The 19,471-nt window shown below is 53.0% G+C and carries 23 protein-coding genes; 5 read left to right on the plus strand and 18 right to left on the minus strand.

The annotated features are described in order from the left end of the window. The first annotated feature begins 31 nt into the window (after nucleotides 1-31). The gene (locus HX875_RS05665; protein ID WP_256348038.1) at nucleotides 32-1,012 is read left to right on the plus strand and encodes a chromosome segregation protein SMC; all 981 of its coding nucleotides are present in this window, start codon (nucleotides 32-34) and stop codon (nucleotides 1,010-1,012) included. 64 nt (nucleotides 1,013-1,076) lie between these two features. Next, nucleotides 1,077-1,262 (plus strand): hypothetical protein, encoded by a 186-nt coding sequence (locus tag HX875_RS05670; RefSeq protein ID WP_177042327.1) that lies wholly within the window; start codon nucleotides 1,077-1,079, stop codon nucleotides 1,260-1,262. A gap of 305 nt (nucleotides 1,263-1,567) precedes the next feature. On the opposite strand, the gene HX875_RS05675 is transcribed toward HX875_RS05670, so the two are convergent. Genes HX875_RS05675 through HX875_RS05685 form a run of 3 tightly spaced genes read right to left on the minus strand, consistent with a single transcriptional unit; the run spans nucleotide 1,568 to nucleotide 4,670 of the window. Then, nucleotides 1,568-2,719: a DNA methyltransferase gene (locus HX875_RS05675; protein ID WP_256348045.1), complete on the minus strand. Its 1,152-nt coding sequence runs from the start codon at nucleotides 2,717-2,719 to the stop codon at nucleotides 1,568-1,570. Between the two features lie 5 nt (nucleotides 2,720-2,724). Next, a complete protein-coding gene (locus HX875_RS05680) occupies nucleotides 2,725-3,597 on the minus strand; it encodes an SIR2 family protein (protein WP_177042331.1) in 873 nt (290 codons plus the stop codon). Continuing rightward, nucleotides 3,594-4,670, minus strand: a complete 1,077-nt coding sequence (locus HX875_RS05685) for a ParA family protein (protein WP_177042332.1) — start codon at nucleotides 4,668-4,670, stop codon at nucleotides 3,594-3,596. The genes HX875_RS05680 and HX875_RS05685 overlap by 4 nt, the downstream gene beginning before the upstream one ends. Before the next feature lie 360 nt (nucleotides 4,671-5,030). Between HX875_RS05685 and HX875_RS05690 the strand changes: the two genes are divergently transcribed. Further along, nucleotides 5,031-6,032, plus strand: a complete 1,002-nt coding sequence (locus HX875_RS05690) for a DUF6896 domain-containing protein (RefSeq protein ID WP_177042334.1) — start codon at nucleotides 5,031-5,033, stop codon at nucleotides 6,030-6,032. 176 nt (nucleotides 6,033-6,208) lie between these two features. On the opposite strand, the gene HX875_RS05695 is transcribed toward HX875_RS05690, so the two are convergent. Then, a complete protein-coding gene (locus HX875_RS05695; protein ID WP_177042336.1) occupies nucleotides 6,209-7,690 on the minus strand; it encodes a hypothetical protein in 1,482 nt (493 codons plus the stop codon). Nucleotides 7,691-8,722: 1,032 nt separating this feature from the next. Here HX875_RS05695 and HX875_RS05700 point away from each other — a divergent pair. After that, nucleotides 8,723-8,944 carry a hypothetical protein gene (locus HX875_RS05700; RefSeq protein ID WP_177042337.1) on the plus strand — a complete coding sequence of 74 codons (222 nt, stop codon included), beginning with the start codon at nucleotides 8,723-8,725 and terminating at the stop codon, nucleotides 8,942-8,944. Between the two features lie 244 nt (nucleotides 8,945-9,188). Here HX875_RS05700 and HX875_RS05705 read toward each other — a convergent pair whose 3' ends face one another. The 8 genes from HX875_RS05705 to HX875_RS05740 form a co-directional block, all read right to left on the minus strand. Next, on the minus strand, nucleotides 9,189-9,788 hold the full coding sequence (locus HX875_RS05705; RefSeq protein WP_177042338.1) for a hypothetical protein: 600 nt from the start codon (nucleotides 9,786-9,788) through the stop codon (nucleotides 9,189-9,191). After that, nucleotides 9,785-10,345 (minus strand): RNA polymerase sigma factor, encoded by a 561-nt coding sequence (locus tag HX875_RS05710; protein WP_177042339.1) that lies wholly within the window; start codon nucleotides 10,343-10,345, stop codon nucleotides 9,785-9,787. The genes HX875_RS05705 and HX875_RS05710 overlap by 4 nt, the downstream gene beginning before the upstream one ends. Nucleotides 10,346-10,371: 26 nt before the next feature. After that, nucleotides 10,372-12,021 carry a vWA domain-containing protein gene (locus HX875_RS05715; protein ID WP_177042340.1) on the minus strand — a complete coding sequence of 550 codons (1,650 nt, stop codon included), beginning with the start codon at nucleotides 12,019-12,021 and terminating at the stop codon, nucleotides 10,372-10,374. Nucleotides 12,022-12,095: 74 nt separating this feature from the next. Then, a complete protein-coding gene (locus tag HX875_RS05720) occupies nucleotides 12,096-12,677 on the minus strand; it encodes a hypothetical protein (protein ID WP_177042341.1) in 582 nt (193 codons plus the stop codon). Nucleotides 12,678-12,919: 242 nt separating this feature from the next. Next, a complete protein-coding gene (locus tag HX875_RS05725) occupies nucleotides 12,920-13,510 on the minus strand; it encodes a hypothetical protein (protein WP_177042342.1) in 591 nt (196 codons plus the stop codon). Nucleotides 13,511-13,830: 320 nt separating this feature from the next. Beyond that, nucleotides 13,831-14,235, minus strand: a complete 405-nt coding sequence (locus HX875_RS05730; protein WP_177042343.1) for an SMI1/KNR4 family protein — start codon at nucleotides 14,233-14,235, stop codon at nucleotides 13,831-13,833. Beyond that, nucleotides 14,202-14,678: an SMI1/KNR4 family protein gene (locus tag HX875_RS05735; protein WP_177042345.1), complete on the minus strand. Its 477-nt coding sequence runs from the start codon at nucleotides 14,676-14,678 to the stop codon at nucleotides 14,202-14,204. The genes HX875_RS05730 and HX875_RS05735 overlap by 34 nt, the downstream gene beginning before the upstream one ends. A gap of 37 nt (nucleotides 14,679-14,715) precedes the next feature. Next, nucleotides 14,716-15,408 (minus strand): hypothetical protein, encoded by a 693-nt coding sequence (locus HX875_RS05740; protein ID WP_177042347.1) that lies wholly within the window; start codon nucleotides 15,406-15,408, stop codon nucleotides 14,716-14,718. Between the two features lie 324 nt (nucleotides 15,409-15,732). Here HX875_RS05740 and HX875_RS05745 point away from each other — a divergent pair, with 324 nt between their 5' ends. Continuing rightward, entirely contained in the window at nucleotides 15,733-15,921 is a 189-nt protein-coding gene (locus HX875_RS05745; RefSeq protein ID WP_177042348.1) for a hypothetical protein, read from the plus strand. A 79-nt stretch (nucleotides 15,922-16,000) separates the two neighbouring features. Here the strand turns inward: HX875_RS05745 and HX875_RS05750 are convergent, their stop codons facing one another. From HX875_RS05750 to HX875_RS05775, 6 genes are all read right to left on the minus strand, one after another. Next, a complete protein-coding gene (locus HX875_RS05750; protein ID WP_177042350.1) occupies nucleotides 16,001-16,867 on the minus strand; it encodes a hypothetical protein in 867 nt (288 codons plus the stop codon). 188 nt (nucleotides 16,868-17,055) lie between these two features. After that, nucleotides 17,056-17,217 carry a hypothetical protein gene (locus HX875_RS05755; RefSeq protein WP_177042352.1) on the minus strand — a complete coding sequence of 54 codons (162 nt, stop codon included), beginning with the start codon at nucleotides 17,215-17,217 and terminating at the stop codon, nucleotides 17,056-17,058. Then, a complete protein-coding gene (locus tag HX875_RS05760; protein WP_177042354.1) occupies nucleotides 17,214-17,408 on the minus strand; it encodes a hypothetical protein in 195 nt (64 codons plus the stop codon). Before HX875_RS05760 ends, HX875_RS05755 begins: the two co-directional genes overlap by 4 nt. 91 nt (nucleotides 17,409-17,499) lie before the next feature. Beyond that, nucleotides 17,500-18,036, minus strand: coding sequence for a hypothetical protein (locus HX875_RS05765; protein ID WP_177042356.1), 537 nt, complete (start codon nucleotides 18,034-18,036; stop codon nucleotides 17,500-17,502). Between the two features lie 176 nt (nucleotides 18,037-18,212). Continuing rightward, entirely contained in the window at nucleotides 18,213-18,569 is a 357-nt protein-coding gene (locus HX875_RS05770) for a hypothetical protein (RefSeq protein ID WP_177042358.1), read from the minus strand. 124 nt (nucleotides 18,570-18,693) lie between these two features. Continuing rightward, nucleotides 18,694-19,377, minus strand: coding sequence for a transposase (locus tag HX875_RS05775; RefSeq protein ID WP_177042360.1), 684 nt, complete (start codon nucleotides 19,375-19,377; stop codon nucleotides 18,694-18,696). Nucleotides 19,378-19,471 lie beyond the last annotated feature (94 nt).

Genomic DNA, 19,471 nt, shown 5'->3' on the forward strand with positions numbered 1-19,471 from the left:
AACCCAAACCCAATTTTTAGGAACAAGACAGATGACCGAATTTCAAGCATCCACAGAGCAACACGAACTACTGATCAACGAGCTGGAAGGCAGTGAGGCCACAGACTTTGCACAGCCTATTTCGGATGCCAGTGAAGTAATCAGGTATGGCGAAAAGAAACAGCGAATGATGGAAGAAATCGAAAAACTGAAAGCCGAAAGAGAAAAATACTTAAGTGAAGTCGAACAGATTTATATCGAGATCGCTCCGCTAGAGGCGCTGCTGGAGGACGAGGAGACGCAGGATGCTGATCGGCTTTACGAAATTCGCAAACAGTACAACACCCTGAAAATCCCTTACGACTCTCGAAAGCATCAAGCCAATATTATTACTAATCAGATTACCCGACGTGAAAAGCTCGTTAATCACGAAACATTGATGGCGGGCTACACCGAATCGATGGCGAGATGGAAAGCGGACGAACGGGAGCTCAACGAAAAAAGCGAGAGCCTCAGCACCCGCTTGGAGCAGATCCAGCAACAAGCGGTAAAAGACCTGGCTAAGGCACGGCAAGCCGAAACCGATGCAGCCACCGCCTACGCACAGGCAGTGGCTTGGGGCGATATCGAGGGCGAAAATAACGCCAATACCGACGCGCAAAAGGCTGCGAAAAACCTTGCGTCTGCCGTCGAGCACAATCGTCGCCAACACCTCATCATTGCCGCACTAGAGCAGGAGCTGGCCATCGTCGACCAGCACATTGCCGAAGCGCAAAGCGAACACCTTTCCATCCAGAGAACAGCCTTGCTGCTGGCCGAGAAGGTATTAGAAGAGCAGTGGAACGAAAAAGCTCAGACACTGATGGAAATTGGCGCCAAGCTATGGGCTGCTCAACGTTTGCTAGGTGGCGATCAAATCAGCCTGAGAAGGTTAGTGCTTCCTAAAGAAGGTGAAGGCTTCGACACATGGGGTAGTCGCGAGCTCTCTGACCGCTCGTACAACTTTACCGTAGAAGACATTTTCTCGCTGTAACGCACTCCGCCACCTGAAACAGCCTGCGCACGCGGGCTGTTTAATCACTCCAAGGATCCAAGCCATGAACGTAGCAACACAAAACAGCTCGTCCATATCCGAAACGCTTAAAGCGAGAAAAGCTCACCTGGCCGCACTCCTCAAGATTGTGGATACCCAAATCGGAAAAAGCACAGCAACGCAAAAGCTCACTATCACTGCGATCAAAGCCGAAATCGGGCTAATCGAACAAAAGCTGAAAAAACGGTGATGAAGATAAACGGAAGCTCGCAAAAACTTCCGTAGCATTCAAATTGGGCTGCCAGCCTCCGACCAATAGCTGCTGTTCAACGCTGCCACCTGTCCGCTAGAAGCGGACACTCGATATTTCTGAGAGCAAAGGCTCCACAGCGAAGCTGTGATACGGTTTTGATTAGGCCGTCGAAAATCAAGTTCTCAATTATCGCTGGTTTTACCAGCGTGTTGTCTTTCGCCGGAGACAATATATTCGGCAGCCTTACTCAATATCACGGCACCAAAAGGAGCAGAATGTTTCTATTTAGTGCAAGCACGAGTTCAGGTTGGTAGTAAAAGCTCTTCGCCGCCTTCTTTCTGGAAAACCAATATGTGCTCAGCTTTTGTTGCCGCTCCATCTTTTCGGGATCTCCGTATATCAGGAATACTATCCCGAATAGCACTAATGAGTTTGAACACCCCTGTCGACAAAAGTGCGTCTATATAGGAGCGAGATGGATGCGTTTTTGTTCGCTTCCTTATAACTGTCTCCCCAACTACCAAAATTACTATACCCCCAGGCTTCAGCGAATTTAAAGCATGCTTAACCAGGGAAGAAACCATTGTTTCTAAGCCCTTAGCTTTGTCTGTTGGTTCAGTAGAATAATTCTGAGTGTTGCGATCAAGTATCCATAGGCGAAGTCGATTGTCGCGACGGTAATCTAAGGCATTCATGTAAGGCGGACTAGTTATAATGGCGTCCACCGTAGCAGGCAAAACGAGTCCTTCAATACTAGACTTCTTAACGACGGACGGCAGAGTTGGTACTTCTCCTGAGTTTTTAAAAGCCCGTGTTATTTTTGCGCGCATTCTTGGCATTAAAGCCCGATATTCATACATCTCAGGAAAATCTGATTTAGGATATTTTTTGTCCCGAAGATAAGGTACAAGATGACTACTTGGATAAGAAAGAAAACCTGGTCGTTGGTGGTGCAGAATGCCTAACAGGCAACCTAGCAAAAACCAGCTTCGACTTGCGATGCATTCATCCGCAAATTTTATGAGTTCTCTAAAACTATCAGGGTGAAAAAAAGAGCGGACCCAATCGGGAGCTTCACTAAAACTATCATCCGAGCGCCTGTTAGACTTCTCATACACTTTTTCTAGTTGGCAAAGCGCATCATCTAAGGAAGGAGGAGGTGAGAGCTTAGCTTTAGTTAAAACAAATGCATAAGGATTGGAGTCGCTCGCCACAACCTCGCGACCCGTCAAATAAGCTTCCAGAGGCACGGTGCCGGATCCGCAAAAAGGATCAACCACCAGTTGCCCAGGACGCGTATAAGTAGCTATAAGCTCCCTCGCGATGTTAGGTTTGAGCTTTCCAATATAAGGGGAAAGTTGATGGAGTGACGAAAACGTTTTATCAGACTTGGCGGCCCAGTGAGCTGGCGCATCTGCGAATGCAAGCTCTTCTTTTACTATATTGGTATCCATTTCCACTACCAATCCATAGTTTCAAGAAGGCCCATACGAGCTTCTTCTACTTGAGCTCGCAATGCCTTGATGCTCAACCCAAGCTGCTTGTGATTGTCACTAGAGTCATATGGGATAGTTTGAAAATTCATTGACTGCTCCATTACATCCAAGACCTCTGGCGAGGTGCTACCTTCTGGCATTACAACATAGTGAGGACGCGACCCCTTAAACCGTAGGGAGTAATCCTCTAGCAGCAAAGCCATATCAGGATCACGCATAGACGCGCCAAGAAAAAGGAACGTATGCGTCATGAACAGAGCTTCTAGGACCGAGTAAAAATGAGAATGCTTAGTCCGTGCGTCCGCATAGTCGATGCGAGTAAAAATTGTACTCCCTGGAGCGTCGATAGTTCCATGGACCTTAATTATGCAACGATTTTGCCTTCTAATCACATCCGCTACATCAACATCAGAGTGAGCCTTGACTATTACGTCCCCATGAAGAAGAGCATTCGCTGTCATGTCGTATAATTTGTCAACATTAGTCGTCAGAACAATTCTGGAATCAATACCGACGAGATCAGTATGTATTTCCCCAGATTGAAATCTTTTTTCCGAAAAACACTTAAGAAGTTCAGTATTAAAGTTCGGCGGCCTGAGCGATTTCCGTGCGACCTCGCAAGCCGTTAACAGATCCCCACTGCTGATACAATCACGTACTACTTGTGCCGTTGACGCGTTCGTAATGAGGCCGGCCAAGTGGTTTAAGAACTCGGTCCAGTCCATTGGACGCTCGCCTTTGTCATTGCTTGAATTTTTAGATACTCCCGCACCTAAAAAAATCACACATCGTCGGCGAGCGATATCATTGATTAAATCTTTTGGCCAATTTATCACGCTGCCGCACTCCCTCGGACTATCTTCAGGTTTCGTATTAATGAGCCTGAAAGGGCAGCAATAAATTCAATATACGAACCTTGCTGGTTATATTGACCTCCTGAAAGTCCGTCTTTGGACGTCAAAAGGTCAATCGGAGATGCAGCACTTTGTGCGAGAGGAACCAAGCTGAACATGTGTGGCACATCACCTAGCTTTAACATATCTGCATCCAAGCCAGGCGCCATCATATCCCCCAAACTCGAGTTTATATTTTTTGGTATAGAGTTAAGAATTTCGTCATACGCAGCAGTTGCACGCCTCTCGTTTCTGATTGTTTTAGTAATATATTGCTGAACTGTATACCCAACGAAACGGCACATTTCGGATTCGGCCGTTTTAATCGGATAAAGAGGAATTTGGTCGTTGAAATTACGTCGACACAATTCCAGACCTTGGAAGTACAGAGTATTCCAATCTTCCAGCCAAGCAGCGATATTCTCGATACCAATCAAACTAAATATGTCACAGCCCATAGGCGCAAGGAAATAGTCCACACCCACCAAAACAGCGCGATTGAGCGCCCCCAAGCTCGGACCTATATCGAAAATCACCAAATCATACTTGCCATCCAACGAGCGTAAAAAATCAGTATTCCAATTGGTTACACGCGCACCACCCAAGTCACCGCCAACAAATGAGGTCCAATTAGTACTTAGCTTATCCTCAAGTAATGCGATTTTTGGATGGCCTGGCAGGAGGTCGATACCGAACCTGTTATGCTCTCGCGGTACAACGCTGAACTCTTTTCTGGGTGCAGGCTCGCCTGCACTAAGTGGTGAAAGTATGTCTTTCAGTGTATCAACTGCAATGCGTCCACCTTTAACTTCAAGATAGCCGCCGCTGTAAATTTCAGCCGCCCCTTCAGAACCTAAAATTAGTTGTGACGCATTACACTGAGGATCCGCATCCACAAGCAAAACGTTTAATTTTTCAGTCCTAGCCAAGTAGGAGGCCACATTGCAAGCTAATGTCGTTTTACCGACCCCGCCTTTATTGTTAAAAAAGCATAGCGTCCAAGGTTTTGCTGACATGATCGAGTCCATGACCTCTCTGCGGGTTGCGGGGTATGTTGGCATTTGGACATGATACGACAGGAGTGGTCGATTTCACACCGTATCAAAGCGATGCCCTACCTAAGGAGGGATCCCGAAATCACTGAGCATGTCATGACCCGCCGTAGACCAAGGGTAGGCTTCAGTAGTGGTCTCGTGTCAACCGCGGTTCTGCCGACGAGCGGTATAGTCCTCGGCTGCAGCTGCAAGATTTGTCTATGCTTGCAGGCCCCGCATGTGTACGTTTGATCTATTCACTAAGTCCATCTAATGTCTTTTGGGAAGAGAATTAGTCGTAAAATACAACATGCTAGAATAGACAGCTTTATGGTGAAACTTATGGACGCGCGTCTCCACAGATTAATTATCAGCTATCAAGAGAGGGTGTATTTTGCTCTACAACTGTTACGACAGAAAGGTATTGCAATGCCCTTTACATACGGTGACTGGATAAATTATGAACTGCCAAAACCATCATTGCAGCATGATGATTTCACAATCGAGAAGCACGGAAGAGGCTGCACTGTGCACTGGGGCAGTAAATCAGTCGATTTCGACTTCGGTGATCAAGGAGAAATAGATGGTTTTGACCTTTACAGACTGACTAGCATTGCCAAAGACAACCTTAAAAAATATGAGTTTAGTTCTACAAATCAAATCCAGGAATTATTCTTAAGCTCGATAGCGTCGGGTGAAGTTCTCTACTCTGGAAAAACCTTATATTACCTAAAAAATCCGGCACGGCGCTATGCAGTAGATGTAGATATTCGCGACATTGATGACAAGCTACCTCATCGAGACTCTGATCAAGTTCTGGTTTTATATGTGCACTATTTTAAGGCCGCAGATCTAATGCGAGAAAACTTCGAAAAGGCCAAGGCCAAATTTAAGCGAAAACATTCAACCGTCGATCCAGACATTAATCAAAGTATTTATCTTTCATCTTGGCTAGGCTTTTTGGCGGTAAGCTGTGAAGGTTTTAAGAAACTTCGTATGCGACTCATGCTCAACACTGAACGCCCTAGCAGCTTTCACGACTTAACGACACAGAGCGATCACATCGGTCGACTAATAAATCAACACGCAGGGGTTTTAAGAGAACTTCGAAACGATATTTTTCATGTTCGTACCGACCTGAATGCAGTGCGAAACTTCTTCTGCAGAGATGATGACCTCTTATCTTGGGCTGTTAGCTTGCACGATAAAATGGCATCATTTTTTTCAGACTACAGAATCCATTGTGAGGTGCATTACCTTACGAACGATCGTCGTTTTGAGAGTGATGTATGGGCTCCAAAATATTCCTCTTCAGCAAATAAGATAATTGCAAAGGACGACTAACCTCCTTGCATCTAAGGTCCTCCATTGGCCGGTAGGAGCCGCTGGCGACGACCGCTTTCGACCCAGAAGCATACTCTGCCGGACGGAGGCCGGCTCAGGTAGAACCCTAGGTCGGTGCTTGTGCCAATCTTTAATTCTACCTTCGGGTTGGACGCAGCTTTGCCCGCCCGACGAAGTCAGTCACTTGTGACGCAAGCATACGCGGATAGGAGTGCTATTTGACTTTCAGTCCCGTGCGATCGAACAAACCCCTGCATAGCGTCAGACAGTGGTGGCTCGATGAAAAAATCCCCGTACTGCTCAACGAGTCCAGGCCAATGGGCCGTAAGCAGACCTTGGCCCCGGTATTTGGGTGCGATCCAAATCCATGCAAGCGTCCACTCCACTCCGCCAGGCCCCGGATGTTCATTCGAAAATGCGCATGCACCCGCGATAATGCCGTCTGGTCCGGCCGGGAACAGGTGTCCATGCCAGCCAACTTTCACCGGCCTTACATCGTCCCCTGCCCATTGAACGAAGTCGTACCGGAATTCGCGCTTGAATTTGACGGCACGTCGGTACACCTCCTTCTGCATCCACATAGGAGCCTTGGAGTCGACAATTATGGGCTGATCTGTTTTTGCCAAGCGTTTGGCGAATCGGGTGTTAGGAACTGGATCTAGCAATTGCGCGGCTCGACGATGGACTTGCCGATGCGCCCTGGTCTCAGCCGGCGTATTGGACAAATACGATAAGCCGCAGTAATCACACTCAATGGTTTCCTGCTTGAGCTCGCGGTGCTTAGGCCCCCTGACTTCCAACGATAGGGCTTGACCAGCCTGTCTAAGCATCTTGTAGCGGTAACCCGTAGGGCTCCGGAATGTCTCCACCGACTCAGCACCCGGTATGCGTTTGGCAGTTGACCGGATGACCATAAGCCGCCTGCCAGCCCATAGCCTGTAGGTCAGAATCGAATGCTCGGCTTCTGTGAGCAGCGTGCGCGTCTCAAGCCTGGGAAGAAGCTCATCCACCAACAACGCGGCGGAAACCATGATTCCGAGCTGCTCCATATACACAAGCAGGCCAACTGCGTCAGTCACCTGGAAACCGAAAAAGCCACACGTGTCATCACCAATGTGCTGCGGTCTGTACAGCAAGCTGCGGGCAGGGATATCAGCCTGCTCGGCCAGCCACTCGATGTAATGCTCGATCCGGCCGTAATTGCGGCCTTCAGTCAGCAGCGTGTAGTCGCCAAGATCAGTGATCGTCACCCCCTGGTCCCGGAGCATTTTCGTCTCGTAGGGTGAAAGCCGAGTTCTGGGCGTGGGCACCGGCCGGATCTCTTTGACCAGTCTAAAAAGACCTTCCAGCATCTCGCTAGACTCTTCACCTGTCATAGGAGCCCCCATGGTGTCGCTGGCGCCACGTTGCGGCAAACAACCCGCATGTGTGTTGCTGATAGCGTTTCTGAGCCTTTCTCGATCATTGAGGCGCTCCATGTTGAGGACTAATACCCTGATCTTAACCGGGTATTTGTAATCGCTGGAATCACAGGAAAGCACTAATAAGCTAGTAGCGGGATCGGTTGGGGCGGACTTGTTCATACCGGCGAGCATCGCCCCTTCCAAAGTCCAGCTATGGCAAGTCTTCGTTTTGAAGCGAAATGCAGTCTTCGACAAATGGTTATTTTTTCCCGATTGCGGCCTGCGGTTTATCCAACTTGTAAACGCAGCTGTAACACCTATTTGGCTTGTAACACCCACGCGCGCGAAAGATTAAAAACGTGTAGCAGATAATAAAAACAAACGAATTCAAATAGTTATAGTCTTACGTAACACCCGAAACACCTGTAACACGTCTTTTCTTGTCCCCGCACCCCATCGGCGATACCGCCGCCAGCGAAAGCAATACTGCTTTTTACTGGGTCGCCGAAACGCCGGGACGCTTGTGAGAGGCCGTCGGCCAACAACGAACAGGGTGATGCATCGACGAAGACATCAACATCGCGAGGGTCCCTGGGGATGTTCGGTAGATACGGGGTCGGAAACCCGCAGGATCGTGTTAGCGGAAAGTCACCCAGCTTAGTGAACAGGTGAACCTGGTGAACTCCAGTTCACCTGTGCATTTGCCCTACCATTTGAGCCATCTGGGAGCACCATTACCAATACGGTAACGATGCCCTCTTTTCTTCAAAATCCTTTCAATTTCAACGATTGAAATTTCAGTAACTTCCATCGCCTCCCACTAACTCGATCCCGCGGGTTTCATGCCCCGTGTAACGCGAAACCTCTCAGGGTCCCCAGCGTGATTTCCTGTCATCGAGAGGCGGAGCAAGCGAAACTCGCTTGGTAGGCTGGAGCGCAAAGCGCCTGCCCACGACACCTGGATGCTGACGTCAGCGTTACACGCACGGGCAGCGTTACATCCGATGTACGCGATGCCGCTCAACTGTGTAACAGGCGTGAAAGCCAATGAAACCGGACGTTTGGTGAAGGGCGTTACACTCGTAACACCAGTTACACCGGTTTTGGAGGGGGCTGGGTGTGTGCGCTCATGCTGTCTTTCCAAATTGGTCCTACACCACATTGTTGACCTCTAGAGAATCAAGATGGTCGGCATGATTTCTGATCACCAGGTGGTGAGGACAGCTGATATGCAATGCCACTGGCTCGAGGTAGATTGACTACCTGACAAAACGGCGAGAGACCATCATGGAAGACACCCCTTTGCTTGCGTCATTACTCAAGCGCATGAATGAAAACCAACTGGCGCTGGGGGCAGCTATCGAGGAGCTGTCAAACTGGGTTGAGCAAAGAGGATCTACGGAAGTGGCACAGAACATTCGAGGGGCACTGGATACCCTGGATGAAAATGCAGGATTCATCACCCTTGCGCTCGCCTCACTGGCGGCAGAAGGTCGAATGAAGAAGTAACGACTCAGCTGGAAGGCACCACATCAGTAACCATTTGGTGTTGCTTTACCCTACGGGGATACCACGAAAAAAGTGGCCAGAAAGAAGCGCCGTGTATGCCCACGTGTATGCCTAACTGACTCGCCAACAAACACACCCAATGAATACGAGCCTCTCACCCGCCAGTTCAAACGACGCCGGGGCACCAGATACAGACGAAAAAGCCCCAGGTCGAAAGACCTGGGGCTTTTTTGTGGGCGCTGACTTATGGCTTCTGCAACGCCTCCAACCGCGCCGGCAAATCCTCCTTGGGAAAGCGCTTATGCAACTCCAGCAGTTTCTCATCCGCCGCCTTGGCCTCTCCCGCCTGCCGCAACCGCAGGATTTCCTGCAAGCCTTGCTCCAGCGGCGACAGCACAACAGCCGCACGTTTGCTCATCTTCGCTACTGGCTCATCCGCCAGCGAACCCGCGACTTCTGCCTGCACCTGCGGCGCGCTATCGGCCTGCGGAGCCACAGAGAATCGAGCCATCGGCGCGGCTGCCGGGGCTGGCCGGGCCAGTTCTTGCGGGGCGGCCGCGTAAGTGCCTGTGGATAACTCCGGCTGCGGCACCGGCGAGCGCGTTACCAAACCAATCATCAGCGCCACGCCGGCCACGGTGGCGAATGCCATCTGCCAGCGCGGCCGTTGGCAGGCCTGCAACCAGCGTTGCCAAAGGTTGGGCTGGCGCACAGGGGCTTCACGGTGGGCGGTGGCCAGGATGAAGGCGTCCAGGGAAGCCGGCGGCTCACCGCTGGCGTGTTGACGGAAATGCTCGATCAGCAGGTCGTCGTTTGAATCCTGGGTATCTCGGGAGTCAGTCATGCGGGTACCTCCTCGGCCAGCAGTCGGCGCAGTTTCTGCTGGGCGTAACGCAAGCGGCTTTTTACCGTTTCCAGTGGGGCGCCGGTGAGCGCGGCAATTTGTGGCACTTCCAGGTCGCCGTGCAGGCGCAGCAGGAACACTTCGCGCTGGTCTTCGGGCAAGCTTTGAAGTGCGGTGTCCAGGCGCGCCTGGTCGCGGCTCAGGCTCAGCAGTTGCTCGGGCCCGGCGCTGTCGTCGGGCTGGCCGTGCAGCTGCTCATCGTAGCTGTCGTGCAGCGGGTTGTGGATGCCGTGCCTGCGCCAGTGGTCGATCAGGCGGTTGCGGGCAATCTTGAACAGCCAGGTACGAAAACTCGCCCGCCCCTGTGGCTCGCTGGTGCTGCGGATCAGGCTGAGCCAGGTGTCCTGGAACACTTCCTCGGCCAGTTCGGCCTTGTTGCTCAAGGACACGAGGAAACGGTACAGGCCCTGTCGATGCCGAGCATACAGGGCCTCGAACGCCGCGCCGTCGCCGCTGCGATAGCGGGACAGCAGGGCTTCGTCGCTGGGTGAATCCATCAGGTGGCGCACTCCTTTGAGGTGAATCAGTGTTTGGCCGGGGCCTGGAGGCTCTGGGCCAATTCGACCAGTTGCACAAACTCGCCGCGCAAGCCGAAGGGGTCGTCGCCCCGGGCGGAGCGGGCCAGTGCGGCCGTGTCCTTGAAACTCATGCTGCCAGTGTAGCGGCCATCACCCTTGAGTTGCTGGGCGAAAGCGGCCACGGCGGCAGAGAAGCGCAGGTCGTCGCTGGGTTTGGCGTTCTGCGCACTGCTGATCGGGTGTTCGATCAGTCGGCTATTGCCACCTTCAGCCGGCTTGTAGCGTACCCGCAGCATGGCGAATTCGGAGCTTTTACCGTCAGCGTTGGGTGGCGATGCGTAGCGCAGTGGCTCCAGCCATCCCTGTTCGCCCTTCGGGACAATTTCATACAGAGCCGTCACCGTGTGCCCTGCACCGATCTCTCCGGCGTCGACCTTGTCGTTGTTGAAATCCTCTCGTTTCAAGGCACGGTTTTCATAGCCCAGCAATCGGTATTCACTGACCTGCGTCGGGTTGAATTCCACTTGCAGTTTCACATCGCGGGCCACCAACGCGAGGGTCGAGCTGAGTTGGTCCACCAGCACCTTGCGGGCTTCGCGCAGGTTATCGATGTAGGCGTAGTTGCCGTCTCCGGCATCGGCCAGTTGTTCCATCAGGTGTTCGTTGTAGTTATCCACACCAAAGCCGAGGGTGGTCAGGGACACGCCGCTTTTGCGCTGGTCCACAGCCATTTGCTTGAGGCTGTCGAAGTCGCTCACGCCCACGTTGAAGTCGCCGTCGGTGGCCAGCAGGATGCGGTTGATGCCTTTGTCGATAAACCCTTCGCGGGCCATTTGGTAAGCCATCTCGATACCCGAAGCGCCTGCGGTGGAGCCGCCGGCGGTCAACTGGTCGATGGCGTTGCGGATCGTGGTTTTGTCCCGACCCGAAGTGGGCTTGAGCACCACCCGCGATTCGCCGGCGTAGACCACCAGCGACACGCGGTCCTGGTCGCGCAATTGATCCACCAGCAGCTTCAGGGTGCTCTTGACCAGTGGCAGGCCTTCGCGGCGGTTCATCGAGCCGGACACGTCCACCAGGAACACCAGGTTGGCCGGTGCCAGGTCCGCCACGGCGCGGTCCGAGGCCTTGATGCCGATGCGCAGCAATCGGGTGTGGGGGTTCCAGGGTGACGGTGCCACTTCGGTGGTCACGCCAAAGGGCGAGCCATCGGTGGGCAATGCGTAGTCGTAGGGGAAGTAATTGACCATCTCCTCCAGTCGTACAACACCCTCGGGTGGCAGGCTGCCTTGATTGAGGAAACGTCGTACGTTGGCATAGCTGCCGGTATCGACATCGACGCTGAAGGTGGAGACCGGCGTTTCAGCCACGCTGCGGATCGGGTTGTCCGGGAGGTTCTGATATTGCTCCCGGTACTCCATGGCAGCCGAGTCACGCATCACCAACTGCGACGCCATCGGTGCCGGCGCAACCATGCGCTTGACCATGGCGCCCTGGGCGCGGGCGGGTTCGCTTTGCAGCTCCGCAACAGGCGCCGTGTCAGCCGGCTTGGCCACATCACGGGATGAAGAAAGCCCACACCCGGCAAGCGCCACCAGCAGGGTCACGGCAAAGCCTTGGGCGGCAGGGCGCAAAAGCAGAAGAGGACGGGACATGGGCTGAACCTCGTGAATGAATGATCCGTTCACAAGGTCAGACGCAAGGGATTGGTGATTCGGGTTAAAGCAACTTAGCGCGACGGAATATCGCGCAAATCATCGACGATAAAGCGGCTCAACACGCCCGTGTAAAAAGGCTCGACGCTGGTGTTGCCGGTGTTGCTGATGACCCCGCCCATGGTCTTGTACTGCTGCCACTGGCCCAGCACACCGCCGGGCACCAGGCCACTGCGGTCCTTGGCAAAGTGCAACACCTCGGCACCGCCCTTCTTGACCTTGACCTGATAGCTGAAGTCGACACTCAGCAAGATGGTGTTGTCATCAACAAGCACCGTGGCGAGTCCGCCCTTGGAGTCCTGGATATGGCGGGTGTAGACCAGATTCACGTCCAGCAGGTAATCGGCGGTTTCTTTGCTGGTGGCGTAGCGCTTGGCCTTGAGCAGGCGGTTGACCAGGTCGACGCCCAGTTGCTCGCGGACTTTTTCATCAGGCAGGAAGCGTGTGTTCTTGCCCACCACTTCAACATCGAAGGTGTCGAGCCAATAGGTGGCGGTCTTGGGGATGTGAACCGGTGCGGGGGAAATGTAGTAAGCCGGCTTGGAGGCGCAGCCCGCCAGAAAGCTGAAGGCCAGGAGTAAAGCAAAAACGCGCATGTCTGAGTTCTTCCCTGAGTGATGTCAATTTGACTTCATTTTACGGAATTGTCCGCGCCTTTTCGAGCCCGACCTCAATTCGAGGCCAGGCGAACTTTTCTGGCATAAACATAGACATGGCAGGGGATAAACAGGCACAGCAGTGCATGCACATTCCCCGAGCGCCGGGCAGCCGCCGGCGCGTGACCTTCATTTCAGCCGCGGTATCCGCCGCGGGCTTAATCGCCACCTTTACATCGGCGTCAGCCTGCAGCTCCTGTCGCCGCTGCCACAGTCGCCACCGGGATACGCTCATTGGGCGCAGTCACGTCATACACATGCTGCTCACAGCCCTTCCCGATAATCACGAACTCCACCAGGTAAACCTTCTGCTTCTCAGGCTTGAAGGTCGAACTCATGGGGCCGCATTCATACACATAGGTTTTGACGAGGCCGACGTAGTTGGCGTTGTAGACCCGTGACTCACCGATCACTTCAAAGGGCTGCCCCGGGTCAGCCTGCGCTTCCAACTGCGGGAAGCGTTTGACGACAGCGCTGTTGGTGACCTCGCTCATTTTGGCGATCCAGCCGAACACTTTGCCGCGACCGGAATCCACGACTGTCCCGAGGATTTCCGGACGCTGGTCGGCATCGGAGCTGCGACGTATGGAGAACTGCACCGGGTAGGTGAAACCGGTGGCCCGCATGATGACCTTGGCGTGTTCGCTATCCGCCTCGACCTTTTTTTGCTGCAACTGCACACCGTCCGTGAGCAGGGTTGGCGAGGAGTTCCTGGCGGTGGAGTGGCAGCCGGCCAGAGCCAGGGCGAGGATCAGGAGTGAGGTCTTTTTCATTGGGTTTTTCCCTAAACGCATTTAAAAATCCGAAACTACATTCAAAGCCGCCAATACGACGGCCACAGTAGCTTTGCCAAAAGAGGGATCAATTGATCCCAATGCACTCCCCCGAAGGTACCTTTCTGAAACGCAGGCGCGCGCATGGGCGCCGACGCCGGCGGTGACAGAGAAAAGGTTGGGTGGGCGAGGTTCACATTAATCCTTAATGTCATTTGGAAACGCGGCAGTCCATGCAGCCCGACCGGTTGCGGGTGGGCGGGGTAAAGACACTGGAATATACAAAATGTTCAAGATGCTGCGCGTTATGGCACCGGGGCCTACCCCGCAGGCTCAAGCGCTAACCGAACAAAAAGCTCGGGCACATTCTGCGCGACCGGCTCGGCATACTGGCGCTCCATACCGATAAGGGGGATGCGCACAATTGGCATCGAAGCCTCATCGGTGTCAAAACCGTAGCCTTCGCCACCACCATCGCAAGCAAATAGAAAGATGCCCGGGGCATAGGTTCCAACCTCGTACTCACGATTGAAGTCAGCCAGTTCCTGCGCTTGCCAGAAGACGATGTAATGGTCGCCGATAAAGCCATCACCGCCATCGTGTGCTTTGAGAAAATCGAGGTAGCTCGGCGGGAGCGCGACGCCCAGTGCTGCGTTGAGACCGTCGACAAATGCAGCCTCGGCGGGGCCGTTCAGTTGGCCTTCGGTGAAGTTGTAGAGCTCCATGCCTGCCTCCTTTCGATCAAATCTTTTACATAAGCCAGCTTATTTAAAATGAAGCTCGAAAAGTCTTCAGACACGACTTCAACCTCATCGATTTCAGCGTCCAGCTCAACGATCGCCCAATTGCCCCGAGTATCAAAAGCGTATGAAACCTCACAGAAGTCCCCCGCGAAGACATACAGCCCGGCATAGACGCCCGCGTCTGCATCGGCTAGAGCGGTATACCTTACCGGCCCATCACTCACATAGAGCGCACAGTCCAGCTCACCAAACCCAAAGGTGGCAAGGAACTCCAGATAGTCAGCAGGAACACCATTGCGACTCGCGGCATCCACCCCGCTCAGTATCAAGTCGACGTTATCGATACGGTCGCCAAAGTCCCCTTCATAGCCCACAGCCGAGGTAATCTCGCTGATCAACTGTCGTATTTCAGATGTGTTTTCCATTGTCGCTCTCCTGATATTTTCTGATCTGCTCGCGGAGCTACTTGAGCTCCTTCACCAGATACCCACCGGAGATCTGCGTGATACCCGTCAACGCGCGGCGCAACGCCTCAGGATCCGTGCGATAAGTGAGCGGTGTGTAGCCATAGACATTCTGACCATTGAACGGCGTGACCGACTCCACCGTGCGCCAGAGCATCTCGTCGCCACGGTCCATGCGCGCCACCACGGTAAGCGTCGGGTAGACCACGCTGCTGAAACCCTGGGTCAGGCGAAAGCCCCACTCGCCCACTGTCAGTTGAATCTGCGCATCGGCCGGTTCATCGTCGCCCACCACCTTCAGCGATGACGCCTTACCCAAGGCCTCGATAAACGCCTGCTTGAGCAACACGCCCAAGTCGATATTTTCGGCGTCCATCACCGTGAGGATCGCCGCCGGCGTCGACATCTCGGCCAGTTGCCCCGCCTTCATACCGGCGGCAAACCCCGCGCCGCTCAAGGCCGCCGTGCCCAGCTTGGACGCACCGCTGGCCATGCCGACGCCCGCGCCAAGCCCGGCGCCCAGGGCTGCACCCCAGGCTTGTTCACGGCCCATGTAGACCATGTTCTTTTCCCATTTCACGGGCAGCACTTTGACTGTCTTGACCTGCGCACGATGCTCGGGCGTGAGGGGCTGGCTGACACAGCCGCCGAGGATGAGGGTGGAGAGGAGAATCAGGAGAAGGTTTTTCACATCAGTCCTTTAATGTTGGTGGTGGGTGGATGCGTTTAATCATCGCCAGGGTGTCGGCAATGGGGGTGAAGACATGAGGCATTGGGATTGGGCCAGTACTTTGCTGCCTTGCGTGGGTTTGGGTGGGGGCTTATAGTCCGGGCCGTCGCCCACATGGCGATTCAGAGCTGTGCATGATATGGCGGCTGTGCGCGGGAGACCTTCGGGTCTGCCGGTTTACTCTGTTGCCGGTTCGCCAACCTGCGTACAGCTGCCACCCATTCGTTTGGCGACGAATGAGTGGTGGCTTAATCCACCAACAGAGTACTGACAATGAATCGATACATGCCCCTCACGGGCCACGACTGCACCGTCCCCGCCCTGCTTATCGACACCCATGCGCCCCTCGATGTCCTCCATGACGCCGCCGTGTACCGTATTCGCGCCGTCACCCAATTGCTGGCGATTCCGTTGCGCGATGGGTGTGAGTTGCTGGATGTCATCAGTCGCCGGCTCAATGCCGATCCATCCTGAGTAAAAGCCGGGCGGCGGTAGCGCCGCCCACTTGATGGCCAGGGCGGAGATGAAAACGGGGCTTTGACCGCTTTCATGTTCAACCAAAAAAACGCCTGTAAGCGGATTCAACCCTTACGACCAATTCGTCAGGTGAGAAAACCAAGTGTCTCGATGCCGCCGCTCCCACGCAAAGCAGCGGGTCTGTCACGGTAGGTAATGGCAGGCCAAGCTGTTGGCGCACCCGATAAATCGCGCCGACCTCCACCAGCAACACATCAAACGGCGGGCTTTTGAATTCGGGTTTCCAGGCGCCGCCATTGTCCTCGGCATTGGCCAAGTGATATCGACCAAGCTCCTCCAGCACCACTGCCAACTGCTGCTCTTCAGCCCAGTTGTCGATCACCGACTGATAAATCCCCAGGTTCATCGACCCGATCTGCGCGGCGGCCTCCTCCTGCGAATAAACGGAGTAAAGCCACAACATGAACGGCTCAAAGTGGCGTCCTTTCAAAAAGCGCGCATCAACGGCGCCCGGCACAGACAGCATCCCGGCCAACACATCGGCCGTCGATGACGCCAGGTCACGCCGGTTCGCCGCGATGAAGGCCGCGAGCAAACACGCCGCATGGCTCAGATGATTGCTCAGGTCAGGCACCGTCTTGATGCCTTGGAGAAAACGCGTGTTGGAGAAGGACCTGGCTCTCAACATCAGTGTCCAGTAGCGATACATCATCGAACGGGCGACGTTCTCCCAGCCGGTTTCATCGCCGTCGAAAATGGCAACTTCGCCCTGAATGCCGTAATGGACCGCGAGCATCCCCAGCGAGTCCGAGACGTTGTCAAACCCCAGCAACGAGTCACTGGCCAGGTCCTCGTCCAGGAACTCAAGCTCTTGAGCAACCATGAGAGGCGAGCGGGACAGCCAATGCCGGTGTTGTTCAAGAATGCGGTTTAATTTTTTCATGATCGTCCTTGGCAGCCATGCTCGTATATCGCTCACAGATATCGGGGCAGGACACCAGAGCACCGTCAATTTTCTTCAGAGCACAATCGCTCACGGTGACACCCCTCCCCCCTCAATAAGCCCCTGCACTCACATCCGCAATGGACAGCCAGTAGGCCACTACCTTATCGAACGCTTCATCATCTGCCTTAGCCTGCAACGCTATAAGGGCTTGCCTTGCGTCGGCAAACAAGCCCCACCGCGTCGGCGAACTGCTCAAGCTCCGGTGTGATGCCGTCGTCCACACTCATCGACATCATCGCGATCACGGCAAACAACTGCGCGGAGGTCCTGGCGATTTCATAGGTCATGCAGTGGGGCCGGAACCGTCACTCCAGATAGGCGTAAGCGCAGGTGGAAAGCAATACCAGGCTGCGGGGGCTTCCAGCGTGCAGATAGGCACGCTGATGGCTTCCTGCGCGCAGGCCAGCAACGTCTCGGGCAGGCTCAACGCGGTGGCTATTTCGCTGATCAGCTGTCGTATTTCAGGTGTATTTTTCATTGCCACTCACCTGAAATTTCCTTATCTGCTCGATAAAATCCATAAAGCGGGTGTGCCGTCTGGGGCTCCTGACCCAAACCGATCAGAACACCTATTTTTTTGCGCATCTACTCGACGGGACTTCTGCGACAGCGCCAGGCGCCTCTACGCCGGAGAGCAACCGAATTACCCCACCGCATTGCCCGCCTTGCCTCTGAAGGTACGCCTCATAGTCTTTACCCGCCTCAGGAACAAACACGCGGGGATCTGGCACACAAAACGCCTCGCCGGAAAGCATTTTCATCACCACTACAGACGGTAAACCCGCAGGTATAACAAACTCTGCGTAAGACTCGCCGTAGCTCAGGTGATCACTTCTCCAGGAAGCAGGCATTCCGACACTTCGTTTGGTGTGTTGCCCCAAGGTGGAATTGACCTTATCCGCAAGGGTATAACCGTAGGCATAAAGAGGCTCTTTACTCGAAGCGCAGTCTTGCCCTGGATTGATGGCAACCGGCAAACCGTTGTTCCCAAAAAGACGGATGCGTGCGGTGGTTGCCTGATCATAGGGAATAGGCTTCTCATAACTAGTAGAGCCGCAGCCGCTCAGTAACAGCGCAGAAAAGAGGGCTAGCGAAAGGGTCTTCAAGATAACTCCTAGGCTTACATATCAAGCTGTTATGGGTAATTTATTGAGGGGTGAATAGGGGCATACTACCAATATTCGCCGTCTCGATAATCGGAGAGAAATAGGGGTCAGACCACTATTAATACTATTAATGATTTAATTAGAAAACCGTGGTCTGCACCCTATTTCTACACACTTCAAACTTTACTTCTGACATGCACATAAGTAACAAATCGACTTTCGGCATCATAATGAACCGTTATCACTTTCTGCTTTAATAGAAACTCACACCCAGGACTTGTAGGTGCTCTTCCGGGAATACGTATGGAGGGTACATCCCGCGCAGGTTGTCCAAGAAGATCGATTGAATCGTCGACAGTCGCAATATCAAGACACTCCTTTTTTGTTTCGGAGTCAGCATGATAATACTCATCCGTGGCCTGATAATAAACTCTGTAAGCCGCAATAACTCCGTCGCTACCGGCTTGAAAATATACGCCGAATTCGGGAAACTTTAAAAACTCATCATCTTCAACTTTGGCGTAGTCAACCATCGATATGGACTTCCTAAAGCTCACTAAAGTTTCAATCAGTAGCTCGCCTAAATAGTCATTTGGATTCATACTTAATACCCATCCCTTCAAAGAAAAATAGGGGTCAGACCACTATTCTTCTAACTCACATTTTTGGACGTCCTGATCTACCCCGAGAAACTCTTTTACCTAATGCCTGTGCGATCTCTGAAGCAAACTTCTGACCACCCAAAACGTAATTGCCGTTTGTAGATAGTCGAATTTGCTCCATTAGCTCAGGGGAAAGCCGGTCTTTGAATATAGACTGGTAAGCTTCTGCTCGTTGCGAGATGTTGCTGCCTAAGTTTCTATAAACCGCATGCGGGTTGATAAAATCTGATGGCTCGCACTGTGCGTTCACTCTATAGCTGGTCCATCGATACTCCCCCGGATGAGCAACCATACCCGCTCTAACTGGGTTCATTTCTATATATCGATAGCAAGCCAAAACATAGTCATCTTGCTGAACCAAGCAAGAGCGAAAGCGGCCTTCCCAAAGAGTGCCCGTCCGTTGATATGTTCGATTTACATATTGGACGTAACGCTGCCCCAGCCCTTTCATAAGTAAACCAGCTCCTGCACAGCAGGCGGGAGTCAATAATAAATGCACGTGATTTGTCATCAAACACAATGCATGGACTTTACAGCCATGCATTTCAGCAAGCACAGTTAAGTTATCAATGTAAAAAATGTAGTCGTCATCCGAATAAAAACATGCAGACCTGTTATTTCCCCGTTGAATAATGTGCAATGGGATATCTGGCAATAAAACCCTAGGACGTCGAGGCATAGAAAACTCATAACTGGACAAGAGTTTTGAGCTTAGCCGCTTATCACGAAGGCGACAAAAACAGAACAATTAAAAAATAAATCAAGTTTTTAAA

The organism is Pseudomonas yamanorum (assembly GCF_013386765.1).
GTDB classification, from domain to species: Bacteria; Pseudomonadota; Gammaproteobacteria; order Pseudomonadales; family Pseudomonadaceae; genus Aquipseudomonas; species Aquipseudomonas yamanorum_A.